Annotated in this window: 24 protein-coding genes, 2 pseudogenes and 1 riboswitch; of the genes and pseudogenes, 17 read left to right on the forward strand and 9 right to left on the reverse strand. The window is 69.7% G+C overall.

Annotation, left to right across the window (positions count from 1 at the left end):
• Window positions 1-8 precede the first annotated feature (8 nt).
• From NLX86_RS04210 to NLX86_RS04220, 3 genes are all read left to right on the forward strand, one after another.
• The gene (locus tag NLX86_RS04210; protein ID WP_254370203.1) at window positions 9-620 is read left to right on the forward strand and encodes a TetR/AcrR family transcriptional regulator; all 612 of its coding nucleotides are present in this window, start codon (window positions 9-11) and stop codon (window positions 618-620) included.
• A 359-nt stretch (window positions 621-979) separates the two neighbouring features.
• On the forward strand, window positions 980-1,594 hold the full coding sequence (locus tag NLX86_RS04215; protein ID WP_254370204.1) for a DUF4126 domain-containing protein: 615 nt from the start codon (window positions 980-982) through the stop codon (window positions 1,592-1,594).
• Between the two features lie 31 nt (window positions 1,595-1,625).
• A complete protein-coding gene (locus NLX86_RS04220) occupies window positions 1,626-3,119 on the forward strand; it encodes an NAD(P)/FAD-dependent oxidoreductase (protein ID WP_254370205.1) in 1,494 nt (497 codons plus the stop codon).
• Between the two features lie 35 nt (window positions 3,120-3,154).
• Here NLX86_RS04220 and NLX86_RS04225 read toward each other — a convergent pair whose 3' ends face one another.
• The 5 genes from NLX86_RS04225 to NLX86_RS04245 form a co-directional block, all read right to left on the reverse strand.
• A complete protein-coding gene (locus NLX86_RS04225) occupies window positions 3,155-4,018 on the reverse strand; it encodes a hypothetical protein (protein WP_254370206.1) in 864 nt (287 codons plus the stop codon).
• Between the two features lie 44 nt (window positions 4,019-4,062).
• Window positions 4,063-4,980, reverse strand: coding sequence for a methylenetetrahydrofolate reductase [NAD(P)H] (gene metF / locus NLX86_RS04230; RefSeq protein WP_254370207.1), 918 nt, complete (start codon window positions 4,978-4,980; stop codon window positions 4,063-4,065).
• Window positions 4,981-5,080: 100 nt separating this feature from the next.
• Window positions 5,081-5,755: a thiamine phosphate synthase gene (gene thiE / locus NLX86_RS04235; RefSeq protein ID WP_254370208.1), complete on the reverse strand. Its 675-nt coding sequence runs from the start codon at window positions 5,753-5,755 to the stop codon at window positions 5,081-5,083.
• Between the two features lie 76 nt (window positions 5,756-5,831).
• The gene (locus NLX86_RS04240) at window positions 5,832-6,197 is read right to left on the reverse strand and encodes an Rv2175c family DNA-binding protein (RefSeq protein ID WP_254370209.1); all 366 of its coding nucleotides are present in this window, start codon (window positions 6,195-6,197) and stop codon (window positions 5,832-5,834) included.
• A gap of 118 nt (window positions 6,198-6,315) precedes the next feature.
• Window positions 6,316-7,497, reverse strand: coding sequence for an FAD-dependent oxidoreductase (locus tag NLX86_RS04245; protein ID WP_302060953.1), 1,182 nt, complete (start codon window positions 7,495-7,497; stop codon window positions 6,316-6,318).
• A 164-nt stretch (window positions 7,498-7,661) separates the two neighbouring features.
• Window positions 7,662-7,775: riboswitch (TPP riboswitch) on the forward strand.
• Here NLX86_RS04245 and thiO point away from each other — a divergent pair.
• The 6 genes from thiO (at window position 7,773) to NLX86_RS04275 (ending at window position 13,564) form a co-directional block, all read left to right on the forward strand.
• Window positions 7,773-8,984, forward strand: a complete 1,212-nt coding sequence (gene thiO / locus NLX86_RS04250) for a glycine oxidase ThiO (protein WP_254370211.1) — start codon at window positions 7,773-7,775, stop codon at window positions 8,982-8,984. (Overlaps the previous riboswitch by 3 nt.)
• The gene (gene thiS, locus NLX86_RS04255) at window positions 8,981-9,229 is read left to right on the forward strand and encodes a sulfur carrier protein ThiS (protein WP_254370212.1); all 249 of its coding nucleotides are present in this window, start codon (window positions 8,981-8,983) and stop codon (window positions 9,227-9,229) included. Before thiO ends, thiS begins: the two co-directional genes overlap by 4 nt.
• 6 nt (window positions 9,230-9,235) lie before the next feature.
• Window positions 9,236-10,030 (forward strand): thiazole synthase, encoded by a 795-nt coding sequence (locus NLX86_RS04260; protein WP_254370213.1) that lies wholly within the window; start codon window positions 9,236-9,238, stop codon window positions 10,028-10,030.
• A gap of 103 nt (window positions 10,031-10,133) precedes the next feature.
• The gene (gene pknB / locus NLX86_RS04265) at window positions 10,134-12,062 is read left to right on the forward strand and encodes a Stk1 family PASTA domain-containing Ser/Thr kinase (protein WP_254370214.1); all 1,929 of its coding nucleotides are present in this window, start codon (window positions 10,134-10,136) and stop codon (window positions 12,060-12,062) included.
• Between the two features lie 5 nt (window positions 12,063-12,067).
• Window positions 12,068-12,937 (forward strand): deoxyribonuclease IV, encoded by an 870-nt coding sequence (locus NLX86_RS04270; protein ID WP_254370215.1) that lies wholly within the window; start codon window positions 12,068-12,070, stop codon window positions 12,935-12,937.
• Window positions 12,938-13,027: 90 nt separating this feature from the next.
• Entirely contained in the window at window positions 13,028-13,564 is a 537-nt protein-coding gene (locus NLX86_RS04275) for a DUF4396 domain-containing protein (protein WP_254370216.1), read from the forward strand.
• A 30-nt stretch (window positions 13,565-13,594) separates the two neighbouring features.
• Here the strand turns inward: NLX86_RS04275 and NLX86_RS04280 are convergent, their stop codons facing one another.
• A complete protein-coding gene (locus tag NLX86_RS04280) occupies window positions 13,595-14,218 on the reverse strand; it encodes a sulfite oxidase-like oxidoreductase (protein ID WP_254370217.1) in 624 nt (207 codons plus the stop codon).
• A gap of 155 nt (window positions 14,219-14,373) precedes the next feature.
• Between NLX86_RS04280 and bfr the strand changes: the two genes are divergently transcribed.
• Window positions 14,374-14,853, forward strand: coding sequence for a bacterioferritin (bfr, locus tag NLX86_RS04285; RefSeq protein ID WP_254370218.1), 480 nt, complete (start codon window positions 14,374-14,376; stop codon window positions 14,851-14,853).
• Between the two features lie 83 nt (window positions 14,854-14,936).
• On the opposite strand, the gene NLX86_RS04290 is transcribed toward bfr, so the two are convergent.
• The 3 genes from NLX86_RS04290 to NLX86_RS04300 form a co-directional block, all read right to left on the reverse strand.
• Entirely contained in the window at window positions 14,937-15,203 is a 267-nt protein-coding gene (locus NLX86_RS04290; protein WP_254370219.1) for a (2Fe-2S)-binding protein, read from the reverse strand.
• 148 nt (window positions 15,204-15,351) lie between these two features.
• Window positions 15,352-16,704: a class II 3-deoxy-7-phosphoheptulonate synthase gene (locus NLX86_RS04295; RefSeq protein WP_254370220.1), complete on the reverse strand. Its 1,353-nt coding sequence runs from the start codon at window positions 16,702-16,704 to the stop codon at window positions 15,352-15,354.
• Between the two features lie 75 nt (window positions 16,705-16,779).
• The gene (locus NLX86_RS04300; RefSeq protein ID WP_254370221.1) at window positions 16,780-17,190 is read right to left on the reverse strand and encodes an ATP-binding protein; all 411 of its coding nucleotides are present in this window, start codon (window positions 17,188-17,190) and stop codon (window positions 16,780-16,782) included.
• Window positions 17,191-17,279: 89 nt separating this feature from the next.
• Here NLX86_RS04300 and NLX86_RS04305 point away from each other — a divergent pair, with 89 nt between their 5' ends.
• From NLX86_RS04305 to NLX86_RS04330, 7 genes and pseudogenes are all read left to right on the forward strand, one after another.
• Window positions 17,280-18,131: a helix-turn-helix transcriptional regulator gene (locus NLX86_RS04305; RefSeq protein ID WP_254370222.1), complete on the forward strand. Its 852-nt coding sequence runs from the start codon at window positions 17,280-17,282 to the stop codon at window positions 18,129-18,131.
• Entirely contained in the window at window positions 18,091-18,294 is a 204-nt protein-coding gene (locus NLX86_RS04310) for a DUF397 domain-containing protein (RefSeq protein WP_254370223.1), read from the forward strand. The genes NLX86_RS04305 and NLX86_RS04310 overlap by 41 nt, the downstream gene beginning before the upstream one ends.
• 123 nt (window positions 18,295-18,417) lie before the next feature.
• Entirely contained in the window at window positions 18,418-18,762 is a 345-nt protein-coding gene (locus NLX86_RS04315) for a hypothetical protein (RefSeq protein WP_254370224.1), read from the forward strand.
• Between the two features lie 75 nt (window positions 18,763-18,837).
• Window positions 18,838-18,894: a trp operon leader peptide gene (locus tag NLX86_RS34955; protein WP_078513512.1), complete on the forward strand. Its 57-nt coding sequence runs from the start codon at window positions 18,838-18,840 to the stop codon at window positions 18,892-18,894.
• A gap of 97 nt (window positions 18,895-18,991) precedes the next feature.
• Window positions 18,992-19,987 (forward strand): annotated as a pseudogene (locus NLX86_RS04320) (chorismate-binding protein); the annotation flags it as partial.
• 319 nt (window positions 19,988-20,306) lie between these two features.
• Window positions 20,307-20,897 carry a hypothetical protein gene (locus NLX86_RS04325; protein ID WP_254370225.1) on the forward strand — a complete coding sequence of 197 codons (591 nt, stop codon included), beginning with the start codon at window positions 20,307-20,309 and terminating at the stop codon, window positions 20,895-20,897.
• A 780-nt stretch (window positions 20,898-21,677) separates the two neighbouring features.
• Window positions 21,678-22,613: pseudogene (locus NLX86_RS04330) on the forward strand (anthranilate synthase family protein); the annotation flags it as partial.
• Window positions 22,614-22,883 lie beyond the last annotated feature (270 nt).

The following is a 22,883-nucleotide window of genomic DNA, read 5'->3' on the forward strand; positions in this document are numbered from 1 at the left end:
TCGACGTCATGGACAGCAGCAGCACCAGACGGCAGGCCACCCGGCAGAAGCTCTACGAGGCGGCCGTCACGCTCATCGCCGAGCAGGGTTTCTCCGCGACGACGGTGGACGAGATCGCCGAGCGGGCCGGGGTCGCGAAGGGCACGGTCTACTACAACTTCGCGAGCAAGACCGTCCTGTTCGAGGAGTTGCTGCGGCACGGCGTCGGGCTGCTCACCGCCTCGCTCCAGGCCTCGGCCGACGACACGGAGAAGCGCGGCGGCACCAAGGTCGAGGCGCTGGACGCGATGATCCGGGCCGGGCTGGTCTTCATCGACCGCTATCCGGCCTTCACCCAGCTGTACGTGGCCGAACTCTGGCGCACCAACCGCGCCTGGCAGTCCACGCTCCTCGTGGTGCGGCAGCAGGCGGTGGCCGTGGTCGAGACCGTGCTGCGGGAGGCCATCGACAACGGCGAACTCAGCGCGGAGATCGACATTCCGCTCACGGCCGCCGCGCTGGTGGGGATGGTGCTGGTGGCGGCGCTCGACTGGCAGGCGTTCCAGCGGGAGCGGTCGATCGACGATGTCCACGCGGCGCTGTCGCGGCTGCTGCACGGCCGGGTGAGCGGGCGGGGGTAGTCCTCCGGGCGACGGCGTCGGCGCGGTCGGTCCACGGCACGCCACGCCACGCATACGGAACGCATACGGAACGCATACGGAAGCGAAACGGCACCGGGCCGGCGAGGCTCGATCCCCCCGAGCCCCGCCGACCTGGCGCTTTCCCCGTGTCCCCCCGTGGCCGTCAGGGGTGCCACGCCGTTTCCGCCGCCCCGTGTCGGCGGTGCCGGCGTCGCTCCCCTTCCGTGGCCTCCACTCTTCCGTCCCCCGCAGGCCGGGCCCATCCGCACAGCTACTCATCTCCACCGCTGGGTACGGATACTCAGTCCTACGTGCTCAACCTCAGGACCGGTGACCGCCAACTGGTTACGATCACGTCCGTGTCCGTACTCCCCCTGGTCTTCACCAGCGGCTGGGCCAGCGGGATCAACGCCTACGCGGTGGTCCTGCTCCTCGGCGTCTTCGGCGCGACCGGTCTCACCGACGAGGTGCCCGAGTCGCTGCAGCGCACCGACGTCCTGATCGTCGCGGGCGTGCTCTTCCTCTGCGAGGCCGTCGCCGACAAGATCCCGTACGTGGACTCGGCCTGGGACTCGGTGCACACCGTGATCCGGCCGGTGTCGGGTGCGGTCGTCGGCGCGCTCCTGGCCGGCCAGAGCGGGTCCCTGTCCGACCTGGCGGCCGGCGCGGTGGGCGGCTCGACCGCGCTGGCGAGCCACTTCGTCAAGGCCGGCACGCGGATGGCGATCAACACCTCGCCCGAGCCCACGAGCAACTTCCTGATGAGCACGGCCGAGGACCTCGGGGTCGCCGGGATCATCACCTTCGCGATATTCAATCCGGAGGCGGCGGCGATCATCGCGGGCGTTCTGCTCGTGCTCGGCATCGTGATACTGGTCTTCCTCGCCTCGCGGATCCGCCGCTTCCTGCGCCGCAGGGCGCAGCGACGCGAGGAGAAACGGCTGGCGGCCGGCAGCTCCTGGCCACCTGGCTGAACTGTCGGAGGTGGCCGATAAGGTCGCTGACATGGCACGTATTGCGGTGATCGGCGCCGGGATGGGCGCGATGGCGGCGGCCGCCCGGCTGGCCGTGGCAGGCAACCGGGTGACGGTGTACGAGCGCTCCGGCACGTACGGCGGCTCGGTCGGCCGGTTCGAGCGCGAGGGCTTCGCCTTCGACACCGGGCCGGGGCTGCTCCATCTGCCTGCCGTCTACCGCGACTTGTTCGTCAAGACGGGCAAGGAGCCGCTGGAGCGGTGTGTCGAGCTGACCCAGGTGGACCCGGCCGTGCGGCACGTCTTCCCCGACGGCACGGAGGTCTCGCTGCCCAACGCCTCGCGCGGAGGCGTCGCTTCCGCGCTGGACGAGGTGCTGGGCGCGGGCGCCGGCGAGCGCTGGAGCGCCTACCTGGGCCGCGCCCGGACTGCCTGGGACGCGACCCGCAGACCGCTGCTGGAGGAGCCGCTGCGGGCGGACCGGAAGGCGCTGGGCCGCGATCCGTATCCGGCGGTGCGCGGGAGCGGGCTGCTGCGGCGCCGGCCGCCGACGCTCGCCGAGGTGGCGCAGCGCGAGTTGGGTGATCCCCGGCTGGTGGCCGTGCTGGAGAGCGGCGTGCTGGCGTACGGCCTCGATCCCCGCAGCGCGCCGGCCGCGGCGGCGGTGCTCCCGTACATGGAGCAGACCTTCGGCAGTTGGTACGTACGCGGCGGGATCCGGGCGCTCGCGCAGGCGCTGTACGAACGCTGCCTGGCCCGCGGGGTCGAGTTCGCGTTCGGCACCGAGGTGACGGGCGTACGGGAGAAGGACGGCCGCGCTGCGGGCGTGGAACTGGCTGGGGGTACGGACGCGGTCGCCGAGGCGGACTTCGTCGTCTCGGGCGCCCCTGTCCCCGGCGCCCCTGTCCCGGCCCTCTACAAGCACCATGTACCGGCGGTCCCCGCGACCGGGCGGTTCGTGGTGTGCGTGGCGCTGAGCGGAGCCCGGCCCGGCGACGCGGTGCACCGCACCGTGGTGCACGCGGCCGACCGGTCCGCCGAACTGGGCGCGGTCTTCGACGGCCGCCTGCCCGAGCGGCCGACCGTGACCGTGCTGCGCCCGGACGATCCCACCCTCCACCCCGAGGAGCACGAGTCGGTCACACTGACGACCGTCGTCCCGGCCGGGGACCTGTGGTCGGCGGACAGCCTGTGGAGCGAGCCGGGTGCCACCGAGCGCTTCGCGGACCGGGTCCTTGCGGCGGCGGCCGCCGCCGTACCCGGCCTGAGCGAGCGGCTGCTGTGGCGTGAGGTGCGCACCCCGGACGACACCCTGCGCGAGACCGGCCTGCGCCAGGTGCCCGCGCCCGCGCTGGCGGGGGCGGGGGGTGACTACCTGCCGGCGGACAACCGGTCACCCCTGCCGGGGCTGCTCTTCGCGGGCGGCTTCGCCCACCCAGGCGGCGGGCTGGCACATGCCGGGATGTCGGGGGCGCTCGTCGCCGGCCTGATCGTGGAGGGGGCCGGCTTCCGCGGCTCGCAGTGAGCCGGACAGGGCCTGGCTAGTACATACCGCTGGGCCTAGTACCGGTACTGCTCGTTGTAGTCGCCGGTGTCCTGGCCGTCGTTCTGCCCGTTCTGGTACGGGTAGCCCTGCTCGTCGCCCGCGGCGTACGGCTGCTCGCCGTCGCGCTGCTGCGGGACCCACACGCCGCCCGGCGGGGTCTCGCTGTACTGGGGCTGGGCGTACGGCTCGGCGTACTGCTGCTGGCCCGTGCCGTAGTCGTACGGGCTGTACTGCTGGGTGCCGATGTACGGGTCGGAGTACGCGGCGTACTGCTGCTGGCCGGTCCCGTAGTCGTACTGCCCGGAGTAGGCGTCCTGATTCTGGCCCTGCGGGTCGTAGTAGCCGGCGTAGGCCGACGCGTTGGCGTCGTAGCCGCCGTTCTGCTCGTTCTGCGCGGCCGTCGCGAACGCCGAGTCGCGGTAGACGCCGTACTGCCCCGTCTCGTCCGGCAGCGGCTGCGGTTCATACACGTCCGCCGCCTCGGCGGTCTCCCGGCCGGGCACGCGCTCCGCCTCCGCCTCCGCCTCGGGCACCGGCTCGTACGCGAGGTCCGAGACCTCGAGCGTGGGCTCGGGGCGTGCGGCAGGGTCACCGCCGGACCTTCGCCGCCGGCTCGCGCCGGGGTTGCCGCCGATCGCCCAGCCCGTCGAGAAGCCGCGGCGGAAGGAGAGGGTGACGTACGTCTGGCCGATCGCGAAGGCGATGGCGCCGACCCCGATGACGATCACCGAGGCCAGCAGTACCCCGACGACCACACCCAGGAAGCCGAAGAAGGCGAGCAGCCGCCAGCGCAGCCGCGCCTTGTACTGCAGCAGTACCTCGCCCAGCAGCCACAGCGCGACGAATCCGAACGCGATGTAGAGGACCGTCCAGCCCATGTACGCCCCTCTCGTACGGCCGCCGCCCCCTGGGACACGACCGGTCAGGCCCGCTGGTGCAGGCCCAGATTCTCGTAGATTTCGAGCGTCGCCGTGGAGTGGTTGAGCGTAATGAAGTGAAGCCCGGGGATGCCCTCCGCCATCAACCGCGCGCACAACTCCGTCGCGTACTCGATCCCGACCGAGCGTACAGCGGCCGGGTCGTCCTTTACAGCGAGGATCCTTTCCGCGAGCTCGGGCGGGAACGCGGCGTTGCTGAGCTGGGCAAACCGCTCGATCTGGCGGACGTTGGTGACCGGCATGATCTCCGGGATGATCGGCGTCGAGCAGCCGGCCGCGGCCACCCGGTCACGCAGCTGCAGGTAGTCCTCGGCGTAGAAGAACATTTGTGTGATGGCGAAATCGGCCCCGGCGCGGCACTTGTCCACGAAGTGGCGGACATCTGTGTCCCAGTCCGTGGACCGCGGGTGCATCTCCGGGTATGCGGCGACGCCCACACAGAAGTCGCCCGACTCCTTGATGAGCCCAACCAGTTCCGCGGCGTACGTCACGCCCTCCGGGTGGGGCACCCAGTCGCCCAGCGGGTCGCCGGGCGGGTCGCCGCGCAGCGCCAGCATGTTCCTGATCCCGGCGTCCGCGTACTGCCCGATGACATTGCGGAGTTCGGCGAGCGAGTGGTTGACGGCGGTGAGGTGGGCGACCGGGGTGAGGGTGGTGTCGGTCGCGATGCGCTCGGTGGCGCGGACCGTGCCCTCACGGGACGTACCGCCCGCGCCGTACGTCACGGAGACGAAGGTCGGTGAGACGGCCTCGATGCGGCGGATGGCATTCCACAGCGTCCGCTCGCCCTTCTCGGTTTTCGGGGCGGCGAACTCGAAGGAGTAGGACTGCTTGCCGGAAGCAAGCAGATCACGGACCGTGCGCGCTCGGTCCGTCCTGGTGGAAGCGGTGCCTAGGGCCATACGGGAAGGTTAGCCAGGGCTCGCGCGCAGCCCCAAGAATTCCAGCTGATACGCACGCTTTGTCTGGTTTCCGTCCACCCATTGGACACACTTGAGACGGCTACGCGCTCCGCGCCGCGACCCGCTTGGCCAGCTCCGCCGCCGCCGCACCCGGATCGTCCGCCTCGGTGATCGCCCGTACGACGACGACCCGGCGGGCACCCGCGTCCAGCACCTCGTCCAGGTTGCCCGCGTCGATCCCGCCTATCGCGAACCAGGGCCGCTCCTGGCCGAGCGAGGCCGCGTACCGCACGAGGCCGAGTCCCGGCGCGTACCGCCCCGGCTTGGTCGGGGTGGGCCAGCAGGGGCCGGTGCAGAAGTAGTCCACGCCCGCCTCCCCGACTGCCGCGTCCACCTCGGACTCGGCATGCGTGGAACGGCCGATCAGCGCATCCGGGCCGAGGATCGCCCGCGCGGCCGGGACCGGAAGGTCGCCCTGCCCCAGGTGCAGCACCTCGCAGCCGATGGCGTGCGCGACGTCGGCGCGGTCGTTGACGGAGAGCAGCTTGCCGTGCCTGCGGCACGCGTCGGCGAAGACCTGGAGGTGCTCCAGCTCCTCACCCGCCTCCATCCCCTTGTCGCGCAGCTGCACGATGTCCACGCCGGAGGACAGCACGGCGTCCAGGAACTCGGAAAGGTCCCCCTGGCGCTTGCGCGCGTCCGTGCACAGGTACAGCCGGGCGTCGGACAGCAGGGCGCGTGCGGTGGACCGCGCGGCGGAGCGTGCGGATGACATGGAGACGTTCCCCCCGTGGTGGGCGGTGTACGGGCCGGGCAGGCCGGCCCGTACACCGCAAGAGTGTCGGATCGGGTCAGACGGCGAGCGCCTGGGCGCGGCGCTTCACCTCCGTGCCGCGATTCTCGCTCAGGGCCTGCGCCGGTGTGCCCGGCAGGGTCGGGTCGGGAGTGAAGAGCCACTCCAGCATCTCTTCGTCGCTGAAGCCGTCGTCCCTCAGGAGGGTCAGGGTCCCCGAAAGGCCCTTGACCACCTTCCCGTCGCTGATGAAGGCGGCGGGCACCTGGAGCACCCGGTTCTCACCACGGCGCACCGCGATCAGCTGGCCCTCCTTGACCAGCTGCCGGATGCGCGTCACCTCGACATCGAGCAGTTCCGCGATGTCGGGAAGGTTGAGCCAGGCGGGGACGAGAGCATCGATCTTTGCGTCAATCTCGGTCACGGGACAAGCCTGCCATCCCGGACTGACAGTGGGTAGCCGGGTAGGGCGGAAGGGGCGTCGCCCGGGCGTGTCGCCCCCATCCACCGGCAAGCCCCCATCCACCTGCAAGCCGCAGCCGTCAGCGGACGGCGGTCTTCAGCGGTACGGAAGGGTCGGCGGCCCGCACCGGATCCAGATGCATCCCGGCCTCGATGAGCCTGCGCCCCTGGGCGAGGTCGCGCGGCCGGCCCACGGCGAGCAGGGCGACGAGCGCGCCCTCCTTCAGCCAGCAGACCGACCAGGCGGCCCCGGCGGGATCCCCGCGCCACACCATCGTGTCGGCGGCGCCGTGGTGGCCGGCGTACTGGACGAACCTGCCGAACTGCTCCGACCAGAAGTACGGGACCGGGTCGTAGACCTCCGGCACCCCGCCGGCCGCCCCCGCGATGATGTTGGCGGCGACCGTCCGCGGCCCCTGCAGGGCGTTGTCCCAGTGGTGGACGAGCAGCCGCTCGCCGTAGCGCCCGGACGGGAAGGAGGCGCAGTCCCCCACCGCGTACACGTCGGGCAGCGAGGTGCGCAGCCGCTCGTCGGCGGTGACGGAACCGTCCGCCCCGAGCGCGATGCCCGATCCCGCCAGCCAGCCGGTCGCCGGCCGGGCGCCGATCCCGACGACCACCGCTCCGGCGGCGAGCCGGGTCCCTTCGGCGTCGGCTAGGACCACCGCGCCCGGCTCGATCCCCGCCACCCGCGCCCCGGTGAGCAGGCGCGCGCCGCTGTCCGCGTACCAGCCGGCCATGGGGGCCGCGACCTCTGCGGGCAGCGCACCGGCGAGCGGCCGGTCGGCTGCCTCCACGACGGTCACCTCGCAGCCGGCCTCCCGGGCAGCCGTCGCGAACTCCGCACCGATCCAGCCCGCCCCGACGACCACGATCTCGTGCTGCTCGGCGAGCACCGGCCGCAGCCGCTCCGCGTCGTCGAGGGTGCGCAGCAGATGGACCCCCGGGACGCCCTCGCCGCCGGGCAGCGTGATCGGTTCCGCGCCGGTGGCGATGACCAGGACTTCGTACGGGACGGAACCATCCGGGGTGTCGATCTCGTGCGCCTCCGGGCGCAGGCCGGTCACCTCGCGGCCGAGCTGAAGGCCGATCGACAGCTCCTCGAAGTCCACGTCGAACGCGGACCCCTCGGCCTTGCCCAGCAGAACCGCCTTGGACAGCGGCGGCCGGTCGTACGGCTGGTGCGGCTCGGCCCCCAGCAACGTGACCGGCCCGGTGAAACCCAGTTCGCGCAGCGCCACGGCGGTCTGCACACCGGCCATCCCGGCGCCGACGACGACGATGCGCTGCTCTGCCTGCCTCTGCTCGGTCACCCGATCACCTTACGCATTTGACAAAACGTCAGGAAGAGAGGCGACCGACCAGCTGCCGGCGGCTGCCCTGCTCCCTTACTGCGCGCCGACTCCGGAGGTTACTCTGGCCAACGAAAACCACTCGCGGGAGTCCGGACGCACCGGGCTGAGAGGGAGGCTGGGGCGGCCTCCGACCGTACGAACCTGATCCGGGTCATGCCGGCGAAGGGAGGGGCTGGACGCCCATGCACGCATCTCGAAAGGGATCCGACGGATCCGACGTCCTGGTCATCGGGGGCGGAATCATCGGCCTGGTCACGGCCTGGCGGGCGGCCCGGCGAGGACTGCGCACCGCCGTCGCCGACCCCGATCCGGGCGGCGGAGCCGCCCAGGTGGCGGCCGGCATGCTCGCCGCCGTCACCGAACTCCACTACGGCGAGGAAACCCTCCTCGGGCTCAATCTCGCCTCCGCGCAGCGCTATCCGGCCTTCGCGGCCGAACTCGCCGAGGAGAGCAGCCAGGACATCGGCTTTCGCGCCTGCGGCACGCTCGCCGTGGCGCTCGACGCGGACGACCGGGCCCACCTCCGCGAACTCCATGCCCTCCAGCACCGCTGCGGCCTCGAGTCCGAGTGGCTCACCGGGCGCGAGTGCCGCCGTCTGGAGCCGATGCTCGCGCCCGGCGTGCGCGGGGGCCTGCGCGTGGACGGCGACCACCAGGTCGACCCGCGCCGGCTCGCCGCCGCCCTGCTGACCGCGTGCGAGCGGGCCGGGGTGGTCTTCCACCGCGCCACGGTCGCGCACCTGACGGTCGTACGCGACCGGGCCTGCGGGGCCGTACTGGACGACGGCGCCGCGCTCCCCGCCGACCAGGTGGTGTTGGCGGCGGGCAGCTTCAGTGGCCGGCTGGACGGGGTACCGGCCGAGGTGCTGCCGCCCGTGCGTCCCGTCAAGGGCCAGGTCCTGCGGCTGACCGTGCCCCGCCCGTACGCCCCGTTCCTCACCCGGACCGTACGGGCCGTCGTACGCGGCAGCCACGTCTATCTGGTCCCGCGCACGAACGGCGAGCTGGTCGTCGGCGCGACCAGCGAGGAGCTCGGCTGGGACACGACCGTGACGGCCGGCGGCGTGTACGAGCTGCTGCGCGACGCGCACGAGCTGGTGCCCGGCATCACCGAGCTGCCGCTGACGGAGACCCGGGCCGGCCTGCGCCCCGGCTCCCCCGACAACGCGCCGCTGCTCGGCCCCACCGCCCTGCCCGGCCTGCACCTCGCCACCGGGCACTACCGCAACGGCGTGCTGCTGACGCCCGTCACCGGCGATGCGATGGCCGCCGTCCTGACCACCGGCGAACTCCCTGAGGTGGCCCGCCCGTTCAGCCCCCGGCGATTCTCGCCCGTCCCCTCGCCCGTCCCCTCTCCCGTGTCCTCTCTCGCGCGTGAGGAGCAGCCCGCATGACCACGACCGCGTCCGCGCACGTGTCCGTGTCCGTGTCCGTGTCCGTGTCCGTGTCCGTGAACGGAGAGCCCCGCGAGATCCCCGGCGGAACCACCCTCGACGCTCTCGTCTCGACCCTCACCCAGGCCCACTCCGGAGTCGCCGCCGCCGTCAACGAGACGGTCGTCCCGCGCGGCCAGTGGTCCGCCACCCCACTCGGCGACGGCGACCGCGTCGAGGTCCTCACCGCAGTCCAGGGAGGCTGAACCGCCATGGCCGACGACCTTCTCACCCTCGGCGACACCACGTTCTCGTCCCGGCTGATCATGGGGACGGGCGGCGCGCCCAGCCTCGATGTGCTCGAACGCTCCCTCGTCGCCTCGGGCACCGAACTGACGACCGTCGCGATGCGCCGCCTCGACCCCACGGTCCAGGGATCGGTCCTCTCCGTCCTCGACAAGCTCTCCATCCGCGTCCTGCCGAACACCGCGGGCTGCTTCACCGCAGGTGAGGCCGTACTCACCGCCCGGCTGGCCCGGGAGGCGCTCGGCACCGACTGGATCAAACTGGAGGTCGTCGCCGACGAGCGCACGCTCCTCCCCGACCCGGTCGAGCTGCTCGACGCGGCGGAGATCCTGGTCGACGACGGCTTCACCGTCCTGCCATACACGAACGACGACCCGGTCCTCGCCCGCAAGCTGGAGGACGTGGGCTGCGCGGCGATCATGCCGCTCGGCTCCCCCATCGGCTCCGGCCTCGGCATCCGCAACCCGCACAACTTCCAGCTGATCACGGAGCGCGCGAAGGTACCGGTGATCCTCGACGCGGGCGCCGGCACCGCGTCCGACGCGGCGCTCGCCATGGAGCTGGGTTGCGCGGCGGTGATGCTGGCCTCGGCGGTCACCCGCGCGCAGGAGCCGGTCCTGATGGCGGAGGCGATGCGGCACGCGGTGGAGGCGGGCCGCCTGGCGTACCGGGCCGGCCGGATTCCGCGCCGGCACTTCGCGCAGGCGTCGTCACCGGCAGCGGGCATGGCGGCGCTGGACCCGGAGCGGCCCGCCTTCTGAGCCAGGGTGTTTCCCACCACCGGTGTCACAGGTCGGCTTCAGTCCTGCGGCGGGCCTGTGCACCCGGTGAGCGCTGTCGGCGGCCGCTCGTAGACTCTCCTGCGTGGATACGACCCTTCAGGACCCGCTCGTCGGGCGCGTGCTCGACGGCCGCTACCGCATCGACGCGCGCATCGCCGTCGGCGGCATGGCCACGGTCTACCGGGCCCTGGACACCCGGCTCGACCGCATCCTCGCGCTGAAGGTGATGCACCCGGCGCTGGCCGCCGACACGTCGTTCGTGGACCGGTTCATCCGCGAGGCCAAGTCCGTGGCCCGGCTCTCCCACCCGAATGTGGTGGGGGTCTACGACCAGGGCACGGATGGGCCGTACGTCTATCTGGCCATGGAGTACGTCGCCGGCTGCACCCTGCGTGACGTACTGCGCGAGCGCGGCGCGCTCCAGCCCCGCGCGGCTCTCGACATCCTGGAGCCGGTCCTGGCGGCCCTCGGCGCCGCCCACCGGGCCGGGTTCGTGCATCGCGACATGAAGCCGGAGAACGTCCTGATAGGGGACGACGGCCGGGTCAAGGTCGCCGACTTCGGCCTGGTACGGGCCGTGGACACGGTGACGAGCACCACCGGCTCAGTCCTCGGCACCGTGTCGTATCTCGCCCCCGAGCAGATCGAGAACGGCGCCACCGACACCCGCGTCGACGTGTACGCCTGCGGTGTCGTCCTGTACGAGATGCTGACCGGCGCCAAGCCCCACACCGGCGGCAGCCCCGCCCAGGTGCTCTACCGGCATCTGCACGACGACGTGCCCGCGCCCTCGGCCGCCGTCCCCGGGCTGGCCTGGGAGCTGGACGAACTGGTCGCGAGCGCGACCGCCCGCAATCCCGGCATCCGTCCGCACGACGCGGTGACGCTGCTCGGCCGGGCCCGCGAGGCGCGTGCGGCTCTGACCGACGCGCAGCTCGACGCGGTGCCGCCGCAGGCCCGTGGCGAGGAGCACGGCACCTCGGACGACCGGACGAGCGTGATCCCCCGGGCCGTCCGTATCCAGGGGGCCGCATTCGCCCAGAACCGCGAGGTCAACCACACCAGCCGGCTGGAGATGCCGCCCGTGGGGCCTCCCGCGCCGGCGGCCCCGGCAGGCCGCCGTCCCCGGCGCGCGATGATCGCCGTAGTCACCGCCGTCCTGCTCGCCCTCGGCCTGGGCGCAGGCGTCTGGTACATCAACTCCGGCCAGTTCACCCGCGTCCCGAGCCTCCTCGGCCAGACCGAGCAGGAGGCCAGGAAGCGGCTCGGCGACGCCGGGCTGGACGTGAAGGCGGTCGAGCGCGGCTTCAGCGACTCCTTCGCGCGCGGCACGGTGATGAACAGCGATCCGGCATCCGGTGCACGCATCCGCGGCAACGGGTCGGTGACGCTGGCCGTCTCCCGGGGCCCGGAGATCGTGAAGGTCCCGGACGTCACGGCCATACCGCTGGCCCAGGCCAAACGTCAGCTGAAGGACACCGGGCTGGCCCCGGGCATCGTCAGCCGGGAGTTCAGCGACGAGGTCCCGCAGGGCGCGGTGATCCGTACGGATCCGGCCGCCGAGACCAAACGCAAGCCCGACTCGGCGGTGGCGCTGGTCGTGAGCAAGGGCTCTCCGGTGGAGGTCCCGGGGGTCGTGGGCGAGCCGGTCGAAGGCGCGAAGGCCGAGCTGGAGGACGCAGGCTTCAAGGTGAAGATCGCCGCCGAGCAGATCAACTCCCCGGAGGAGCAGGGCGCGGTCGCCAAGCAGTCCGCCGCCGAGGGCAGCGAGGCCGCGCGGGGCGACACCATCACCCTGACCGTCTCGAAGGGCCCACGGATGCTGCCGGTCCCGGACGTCACCGGCGAGAACGTCGACGACGCGAGGAACAGGCTGGAGTCGGCCGGGTTCGAGGTCAAGGTGGACCGCCCGTTCCTCTCCTTCAGCGACACCATCGAGAGCCAGTCCGTGGAGGGCGGCTCCCAGGCCCCCGAGGGCAGCACGATCACGATCAGGACCAAGGGGCTCTAGAACACATGTTCAATCCCGACGTGCGCAATCCCGTCGGCGGGCATGTTCCGGTGGCCGGGGGCCTCGCCTCGACCGGTCTCGCGTACGCCCGTGAGATGGGCGCGGAGACCGTGCAGGTCTTCGTCGCCAACCCGCGCGGCTGGGCGACACCGACCGGAAACCCCGCTCAGGACGCGCAGTTCCGGGCGGTATGCGCCACCGAGGGCATACCGGCGTACGTCCACGCGCCGTATCTCATCAACTTCGGCTCGCACACCGAGGCCACGGTGGAGAAGTCCGTGGAATCGCTGCGCCATTCGCTGCGCCGCGGCCGGGAGATCGGTGCGCTCGGTGTCGTCGTCCACACCGGGTCGGCGACCGGAGGCCGCCCCCGCGCCGAGGCGCTCGCGCAGGTACGCAGGCACCTGCTGCCGCTGCTCGACGAACTGACACACGACCATGACCCCCAGCTGCTGCTGGAGTCGACGGCGGGCCAGGGCTTCTCCCTCTGCTCGCGCACCTGGGACTTCGGGCCGTACTTCGAGGCACTGGACTCCCACCCCAAGCTGGGCGTCTGCCTCGACACCTGCCACGTCTTCGCCGCGGGACACGATCTGGCGGAGCCGGGCGGGATGAAGCAGACGCTCGACCTGCTGGTCGACACGGTCGGCGAAGGGCGGCTGGGGCTGATCCACGCCAATGACTCCAAAGACGTGACCGGCGCGCACAAGGACAGGCACGAGAACATCGGCGCAGGTCACATAGGCGAGGAGCCGTTCCGGGAGCTGTTCTCGCACCCGGCGACCGAGGGCGTGCCGCTGATCATCGAGACCCCGGGCGGCAAGGAGGGCCACGCGGCCGATGTGGCCCGACTGAAGGAGCTGCGCGCGTTCTGAAGATCGGCCAATGCCATTGAGGAATACCCTAGGGGGGTATACGGTTCTGTCTGTGGACAGGAACCGCTACCTGGCTTTGGGGGCCTTCTGATGCAGCGCGACGCCCATACGCAGCACGTGCACGACGAGCACCGCCACGCTCACCACGACCACGCCGGCCATGCGGGCGGCCACGCGGGCGGCCACTCCAAGGTCAGCTGGTCCATGGCGACGAAGGCCACGCTGCACTGCCTCACCGGCTGCGCCATCGGCGAGGTGCTCGGCATGGTGATCGGCACAGCCCTCGGCTGGGGCAACATGCAGACGATGATCCTCGCGATCGTCCTGGCCTTCTTCTTCGGTTACGCGCTCACCCTGCGCGGCATCCTCAAGGCCGGCGTCGACTTCAGGACGGCCATCCGCGTGGCCCTCGCCGCCGACACCCTCTCCATCGCCGTCATGGAGCTGATCGACAACGGGGTGCTCGCCCTGTGGCCGGGCGCCATGGACGCCCATCTCTCCGACGCGATGTTCTGGGGCGTGCTCGCCTTCGCCCTGTTCGCCGCCTTCCTGATCACGACACCCGTCAACAAGTGGATGATCGGCCGCGGCAAGGGCCACGCGGTGGTCCACCAGTACCACCACTGAGGGCGGTCGGGCGGCTCCCGGTCCCGAGCGTCAGAGCTCGGGGCCGTCCCCCGGCTCCTCCTGGTACGAGTAGCGCTGCTCGCGCCAGGGGTCGCCGACGTTGTGATAGCCGCGCTCCTCCCAGAAGCCGCGGCGGTCCGCCGTCATGTACTCGATGCCGCGGACCCACTTGGGCCCCTTCCAGGCATACAGATGCGGAACGACGAGCCGCAGCGGAAAACCGTGCTCCGCGGTCAGCACCTCACCGCCCTTGTGGGTGGCGAAGACGGTCCGCTCGGCGCTGAAGTCCGCAAGCCGGAGATTCGAGCTGAAGCCGTACTCGGCCCAGACCATGACGTGGGTGACGTTGTCGGCGGGCGGCGCGAGCTCCAGGACCGTACGGGCGAGGACACCACCCCATTCGGCTCCGAGCATGCTGAATTTCGTCACGCAGTGCAGATCGGCGACGACCGAGGAGAACGGCAGGGCCGAGAACTCCTCGTGGTTCCAGCAGTGTTTCTCGCCGTCGGCCGTGGCGCCGAAAACCCTGAACTCCCAGCGGTCCGGCTTGAACTTGGGGACGGGCCCGTAGTGGGTGACCGGCCAGCCACGCTGCAACCGCTGCCCCGGCGGAAGCTCCTGCTGCTCCGATTCGCGGCTTTCCGGCTGACCCATGACTCCATGGTGACAGACCGGACAGGGTGGTCCTGACCAGGTCTGGGCCGATTCGGGCAACTCCTACTAAGCATGCACTTACTGGACTACCCAGGGTCGCGGTGCAAGGATTCGCGGCAACCTGCCCAGTTACACGTCTGGAAGGAGCCGCTGCGATGCAGGGCGACCCCGAGGTCATCGAGTTTCTCAATGAGCAGCTGACCGCCGAGCTGACTGCGATCAACCAGTACTTCCTACACGCGAAGATGCAGGAGAACTTCGGCTGGACGAAGCTCGCGAAGTACACGCGGGCCGAGTCGTTCGACGAGATGAAGCACGCGGAGGTGCTGACCGACCGCATCCTCTTCCTCGAGGGCCTGCCGAACTACCAGCGGCTCTTCCATGTGCGTATCGGGCAGACCGTCAAGGAGATGTTCGAGGCGGACCGCCAGGTCGAGGTCGAGGCGATCGACCGGCTGCGGCGCGGCATCGAGGTCATGCGCGCCAAAGGCGACATCACGTCCGCGAACATCTTCGAGAGCATCCTCGCGGACGAGGAGCACCACATCGACTATCTCGACACCCAGCTGGAGCTGGTCGAGAAGCTTGGAGAGGCGCTCTACCTCGCCCAGCTGATCGAGCAGCCGGAGGGCTGAGGCGTGGCGGGGGCCAGGCGTGACGGGCCAGGCGTGACGGGCCAGGCGTGACGGGCCAGGCGTGACGGGCCAGGCGTGACGGGCTAGGCGGCCTCGTTCAGCGCGGCCTCGGGGGCGAGCGCAGCGTCCGCGGCCAGTACGCCGACGGGGTCGCCCTGGTCGAGCAGCTCCCGACGGGGGCATACACCGCGGCCGAGAATGCCCTGAATGCGGCGTACGCACGATCCACAGTCCGTGCCGGCCTTGGAGACCGACGCGATCTGACGGGGGGTGCACGCACCGGCTTCCGCGTGTTCCTTGACCTGCTTCTCGGTGATGCCGAAGCACGAGCAGACGTACACGCGGTTCACCTCCCGGCGGGATCGATTGCTGGCGCCTTTCCCGATAATCGGTGAGGCTAACCTAACCTTACCCGCCGAGTCCGCCGCACAAAAGTCCGGGAAACGACGGTGGGGCGCGGATCACATCGATCCGCGCCCCACCGTCATTGATCCGTCACTACTGGTCGCGGTACATCTCCGCCACCAGGAACGCCAGGTCCAGCGACTGGCTGCGGTTGAGCCGCGGGTCGCAGGCCGTCTCGTAGCGCTGGTGCAGGTCGTCGACGAAGATCTCGTCGCCGCCGCCCACGCACTCCGTGACGTCGTCGCCGGTCAGCTCAACGTGGATGCCACCGGGGTGGGTGCCGAGGCCCTTGTGGACCTCGAAGAAGCCCTTGACCTCGTCGAGCACGTCGTCGAATCGGCGGGTCTTGTGGCCCGAAGCCGCCTCAAAGGTGTTGCCGTGCATCGGGTCGGTCACCCACGCCACCTGGGCGCCGGACGCCGTGACCTTCTCGACCAGCTCCGGAAGCTTGTCCCGGACCTTGTCGGCGCCCATGCGGACGATGAAGGTCAGCCGGCCGGGCTCGCGCTCCGGGTCGAGCTTGTCGATGTACTGCAGCGCCTCGTCGACCGTGGTCGTCGGGCCGAGCTTGATCCCGATCGGGTTCCGGATCTTCGACGCGAACTCGATGTGCGCCCCGTCCAGCTGGCGGGTGCGCTCACCGATCCAGACCATGTGGCCTGACACGTCGTACAGGCTGCCGGTCCGCGAGTCGACGCGGGTGAGCGCCGACTCGTAGTCGAGGAGCAGAGCCTCGTGGGAGGAGTAGAACTCGACGGTACGGAACTCCGCCGGGTCGGTGCCCGCGGCCTTCATGAAGTTCAGCGCGTTGTCGATCTCGCGCGCGAGCTGCTCGTAGCGCTGCCCGGACGGGGACGACTTCACGAAGTCCTGGTTCCAGGCATGCACCTGGCGCAGGTCGGCGTAACCGCCGGTGGTGAAGGCGCGGACCAGGTTGAGCGTCGCGGCGGACGCGTTGTACATCCGCTTCAGCCGCTCGGGGTCCGGGATCCGGGCCTTCTCGGTGAAGTCGAAGCCGTTGACGGAGTCGCCCCGGTAGGTGGGCAGAGTGACCCCGTCACGGGTCTCGGTGGGCTTGGAGCGCGGCTTGCTGTACTGGCCGGCGATCCGCCCCACCTTCACGACGGGCACGGATGCCGCGTACGTGAGGACCGCGCCCATCTGGAGCAGGGTCTTGAGCTTGTTACGGATGTGGTCGGCCGACACGCCGTCGAAGGCCTCGGCGCAGTCGCCACCCTGGAGCAGGAACGCCTCGCCCTTGGCGACGGCTCCCAGTCGGGCGCGCAGCTGGTCGCATTCGCCCGCGAAGACGAGCGGCGGATACGACTCGAGGTCCGCGATCACATCGCGCAGAGCCTCGGCATCGGGGTACTCAGGCTGCTGCGCCGCGGGAAGGTCTCGCCAGGTGTTGCCACCGGTAGGGGTGGTCTTAGCGTTCACGGTCACCTGGTCAACATTACGGGGTCGCTCGGCGTGTCCACCCCTTCGCCCAAAGAATGAGACAAACGGATCACTTCGTGACTACTGCTTGAGCTCGAACCACACGCACTTCCCGCCGCCCACCGGGTCCGGCTCGACGTCCCAGACGTCGGTCACGGCCGCCAGCAGCGCCAGCCCCCGGCCGCCCTCGTCCCACGCGTCTGCGCTGCGCGCGGTGGGGAGGGCGGGGTCACCGTCGTGGACCTCGACCCGGACCCCTGAGTCGCGCCGCAGCACATACGTGGTGCACCGCCGGTCCGGGACGTGCCGGATCACGTTCGTGAGCAGCTCGGTGAGCGCGAGCTCGGCGGCGTCCGTGAGCTCCGCCATGTTCCAGAGCCGCAGGTACGCGCGGACGACGCGGCGGAGGTGGGTGGGCGAGTGGTCGCCGACGGTGAGGGTGATGCGGTACTGGCGGGGTGGGTACTCGGTGGGCCCGTAAATGAGATTCACATCACAAGCCTGTAGTGCGACGACTACGCTGAGCTATGGCGTGAAACCAACTCCCGCCGGAGTGACGTTCCTTGAACGAGGGGGCTCCCATGGCCAACATCAAGCCACTCGACCCCGGGGCGTCGCCGCTCCACTACTTCGGAGCCGAGTTACGGCGCCTGCGGGACGCGGCGGGGCTCACGCTGGACCAGCTGGGGAAGATCGTCTTCCTGACGGGCTCGATGATCGGCCAGATCGAGACGGCCACGAAGACGCCCAAGGACGAGCACATCCCACGGTTGGACGGGGCGCTGGGGGCGGATGGGGGGGTGGTGCGGGTGTGGGAGCTGGCACGCCGGAGCCGGTTGCCGGGGTGGTACCAGAGGATCGCGCAGCTGGAGGCGACGGTCGACAAGATCCTCGTGTTCCAGGCAACCGTGGTGCACGGACTGTTGCAGACCGACGGTTACGCACGGGCCGTGCTCGGCGTGATGCGTCCGGAGGGCTTGGACACCAAGGTCGAGGCCCGGCTAGCGCGGCAGGAGATCCTCAAGCGGGTGGACCCACCGATGCTGTGGGTTGTACTGGCCGAGGCGGTGCTGCATCAGGAGATCGGCGGCAAGGCCGTGATGCGGACGCAACTGGAGCATCTGTTGAGTTTTCGGAGCTGCGAGAACGTGCAAATCCAGGTGCTGCCCTTCACGGCCGGGGCGCATGCGGGAATGACAGGCTCATTCACCATTTTCTCGTTCGACGACCAGGCGGATGTGGCGTACTCGGAAGGGTACGAGGACGGCGGCTGGGCGGTTGTCAACAGCAAGGAAGTCAAGGCGCGTTGGCTCCGTTACGATCTCCTGCGAGCTGCCGCTCTCTCCCCCGAGGACTCGGCAGAACTGATCCACCGCGTGATGGAGGAACGCTATGAGCAGCAGCCAGAGCCCGGTCGACGTCCAGTGGCGTAAGTCCAGCTACAGCGACGACAAGGGCGGCGAGTGCGTCGAGGTCGCGCCGCTCGACGACGCCGTCGCGATCCGCGACTCCAAGCGGCCCGACGGGCCCGTCCTCACCGTCTCTCCCTCCGCATTCGCCACCTTCGTCACGGGCGCCGCATCGCAGCTCCGCTGAGGAAGGCGAGCACGGCGTCGATGAGGGCCGGGGCACTCTGCGCGTCCATCATGTGTCCGGCTGCCGGGATCCAGCATTCCGCACGTCTCTTGAGCGAGGTTCGTACGCATGTCCTGCGGGTCGATGAGTTCCACCGCACGGCCCGAGCGTCGTGCGCGAGCACTCCTCCTCGTTGCCTGGCTCGAGACGGCCGTAACAGCCGTGGCGATGATGTGCTGGCTCCTCCTCGCTGTGGCCATGTACATGGAGTCGTACGACTTGGACCACAGCGCTCCGGAGCAACCAGAGGGATACGACCAAATCGCGGTCATGGCCTTCGCCGTGCTCGGCTCGCTGGCGGTCTCGTGGTTGCTGAGACTTAGGCGTAACAGCATCGTGAGGGGCGCCGCCAACGGGCTGATCCTGGTGAGGATCGTCTTCGTGGTGGCAATGTCTGGCGTCATGCTCGCGGACCTGCTCAACGGTTAGTGATGCAAGGACCGCGCAGGGCGGTCATCGCGGACGGGCACACATGATCCCGGCGGGATCGGCTAAGGTCGTCGCATGTTCGCGCAGACGACCCAGAACTGGTGGTGGACCGCTCATCCGGCGGCCCACTGATCGCGCGTACACGCTGAACTGACGCGAAGGCCGCCCCGAGGGGCGGCCTTTCTGCATGTCACGGGCCGTTCCTCCCACTCTCGAAGGAACACCACAGATGCTCATCAGCAGACTGCTGAACGACGACTGCCCGCCCTTCGCGCTGCTCCGCCGCCGGACGCCCGGGCGGGACCACGACACCGTGGAGGTGCTGGTCGGCGGGGTGCGCGAGGTGGCGCGGCTCGCGGACATCCCCGTCGGCGGCCTCGGAACACTCGCCCTCGTACCCTTCCGGCAGATCAGGGAGCGCGGGTTCGACGTGCGCGACGACGGGACGCCGCTGAGCGTGCTCGTCGCGGAGGAGTCGTACGAGCTGCCGCTCGCAGACGTGCTGGACGCCCTGCCGGCGCACGACGTACGAGTCGAGGGCGGGGCGTTCGACGTGGCCGACGACGAGTACGCCGGGATCGTCGAGCGGGTGATCCGGGACGAGATCGGGCAGGGCGAGGGCGCGAACTTCGTCATCCGAAGAACGTTCGAGGGTCAGATCCCGGGCTTCGGACGGGCCGACGCGCTGGCGCTCTTCCGGCGACTGCTGGCCGGGGAGCGGGGCGCGTACTGGACGTATGTCGTACACACCGGGGACCGCACGCTGGTCGGGGCGAGCCCCGAGGTGCATGTGCGGATGTCCGGCGGGACGGTCGTGATGAACCCGATCAGCGGGACGTACAGATATCCGGACGGCGGGCCGACCGCCGACTCGCTGCTGGAGTTTCTCGGGGACCGCAAGGAGACCGAGGAGCTCTCCATGGTCGTCGACGAGGAACTCAAGATGATGTGCACGGTCGGGGACATGGGCGGGGTCGTGGTCGGGCCGCGGCTGAAGGAGATGTCCCATCTCGCGCATACGGAGTACGAGTTGCGGGGGCGTTCGTCCCTGGACGTACGGGAGGTGCTGAGGGAGACGATGTTTGCGGCAACCGTCACCGGGTCACCTGTGCAGAACGCGTGCCGGGTGATCGAGCGGCACGAGGTCGGCGGTCGCGGCTACTACGCGGGGGCGCTCGCCCTGATCGGGCGGGACGCGAGTGGGGCGCAGAGGGTCAGGGGACCGCACCCGCGGCCTTTGCCATACGCCTGAGCCAGTAGGGGACGCTGGTCTTTCAATTCAATAGGCAACTAAACCGCCAAGGGTCCGGGCACGTAGGTACGCCATCGATCGGCGAACCGTTGTCGCACCAGCTCTTTGTGCCGTACGCCGCGAGCGACGCACCCAGAAGCGACAGCATTCTCGACTCCGTCTTCATGGAGTTCCTACCTCAAATTACGCTCAAAGAATCACCGCTTCCTTGCATGCGCGCAGTGAGCATAGATAACGTGATGTCACTTGCTCCTCTCTGCAGAAGCAGGAGCAGAAAACGGGATGGGGAATCGTGAATCAGACCACCACGCTTAGCCTGCTCGCCGGCACATTGGCATGCGCAATCCTCGGTTCGGGGGTCGCCTCGGCGACATCAATTACAGCATCCAATCAAAAGCAGGTACAGGACGATCAGGGGACACCGGAAGGCTTCATTAAGCCCGGTGCGGACATGATCGTAAAGCGCAACGCCGAAACCAGCCCGACACCTGCTCCCAGTTCTTTCGTGACACCCAAGGCGATCATGAAGGTAAAAAACAAGAGGGACCTGGGGGAGGTCTGCGGTACCAGCGTGATTCAGGCGACAAGCGGTCAGGGGAAGGCCACGCTGGTATTGACGATTTCGAAGGCCGTCGAGGTGACGTGGACCAAGGGCGGGGGCGTCACTGCAGGAGCGGTTAGCGCCACCATGGGATTCGACGTTACAAAGAAATACACCGTCGAAAATCAGAGCCGTCTGGAGGTACCGAAGGGGAAATTCGGTTACATAAAGGCGTACCCTCTCTACAACTACTACACTTGGGACGCATACATGGTTGACCGCAAGATTAAGAGCGGCTCCACCCTGAAGCCTATCGGGGTATGCTTCAATCAAGGGTACTAAGCACAAGGCATGTTGAACTGAAGGGGATCACCGATGGGGCGTTCTACAAGGGCACTGACTATCGCGGTCTCCCTTTCGTTTGTTCTGACTGGATGCACCAGTGGGGGAGAAGGGCGCCCCGCCTCCCCCACTGGGAACCGCACTGCCTCCCTAAATGAGCTACCTGAGACCCAACTGGATGGAATCTCGTTCCCAGAGGGGGACCCCCACTTCCCTCTACCGGGAAAGGCAGTGGGTGAGGTTCGGGTTGGCGCGCAGCGGGTGGCCGTTTTCATTGGCCAGGGGAAATGTGGAGTTGTTGTCGCTGGGCCGAATGATGAGGATGCGCCTGAAGCCTTCTCTAACAAATGGCCAGCCAGCTCGTCTGACGGGACTTCACCATTCCCGGGCGGCCCGTACTACACTTCTACCGCTTCGGGATCCAGCACTCCAACGTCATGGATAGCATTGCATTGTGGAAAAAATTCGATGGTAGTCGAATATTCACCTGGGGAAGCGCTTTCCACTCCTGTCAGTAAGGGGTCCATCTCGGCCGAGCTCAGGGCGGGAAAGTCTAGCCTGCTGATAGCAGTCGGGTCGAAGGCCGGGAGAGACGCAGTATTGAACGGCGATTAACAAATACCAGCAGCGGCTCCCCCAGCCAATCGAGATTACTTCCAGTTGATTGGGGGCTAAGGAGCCTCATCAAATTCTTGTCTGTTTCATGCACTGGGAGAGTAGACTCGCCCGAAACTTTGCCATCAAGATTGGTACACGTCGCGGTCCAACGGACGACTGTTGACCCTGGACTCACCGATCCTGATCCGTACTGCGAACATCGACCCGGCGGGCCGGTCGGGGCGACGCTCGTACGCCACTCCGACCCGGCGAGCGAGGTCGCGGAGACGCACGCCAAGGCGGCGGGCGTGCTGGCCGCCCTCGGCGTACGGGCCGGGCGGCCGGAGGGCGAGGCGGTACGCCCGCGGCTCGCCGACGACCCGCGGGTGCGGGCCGCGCTGGACGCCCGGCGGGCGGATCTGGCGCCCGTTCTGGCTGCGGATGCAGTCGCGGGCCGCCGAGCTGAGCGGGCACGCGCTGGTGATCGACGGGGAGGACACGTTCACCGCGATGCTGGCGCATGTGCTGCGCTCGACCGGGCTGGAGGTGACGGTACGGCGGTACGACGAGCCGGGGCTGTGGGAGGTCGCGCTGCGCCACGTCGGCCCGGTGGTACTCGGGCCCGGCCCGGGCGATCCGGGTGACGCGTCGGACCCCAAGATGCGGTTGCTGCGCGGGCTGGCGGCGGAACTGCTGCGCGATCACCGGCACGGGTTGCTGGATGTGTGCCTGGGGCACGAGCTGATGGCGGCGGAGCTGGGCCTTCCCATCCTGCGGAAGGCCCAGCCCGCGCAGGGGGCGCAGATGGTGATCGACCTCTTCGGACGCGAGGAAGTCGTCGGCTTCTACAACACGTTCGCGGCGAACTGCGACGCGGAGAGCGCGGCCGAGCTGGCCCGGCACGGCGTCGAGGTCAGCTGCGACGCCGTGACGGGCGAGGTGCATGCGCTGCGCGGGGCGCACGGCTTCGCGGGCGTGCAGTTCCACCCGGAGTCGGTACTGACGTTGCGCGGCGCGGCGCTCGTGGCCGAGCTGCTGGCATCGGTCACAAGCCCGGCCGCTGCGCAGCCGCCGGCGCGAGGGGTCGCCGGGCAGGGGATGGTTGGCCGGGGCCAGTAGCGAGTCGTTCGGGGATGGGGGCGGCCCGGTTGTTGGTCACGGTCCGCCGCCGGCCGCAGGCCGGTGGGTGGGTGTTGCGCGGTGAGGCCGGTGGGCCCCCAAGGCCGGCGCCCGGCCGCAGGCCGGTGGATGGCTGCGGGGACGCGGTCGGCCCGGGATGGCTTGGGCCGGGCTCGGCGACCGCCAGGCCGGTGGGTGTTGGCCGGGTCGGACGTGTCCGGGGGTGGGTGGTTCGGGGATGGGGGCCGCCCGGTTGTCGATGATGGCGGC

The sequence above is a fragment of the Streptomyces sp. A3M-1-3 genome (assembly GCF_024213665.1).
In the GTDB taxonomy this organism is placed as follows: Bacteria; Actinomycetota; Actinomycetes; order Streptomycetales; family Streptomycetaceae; genus Streptomyces.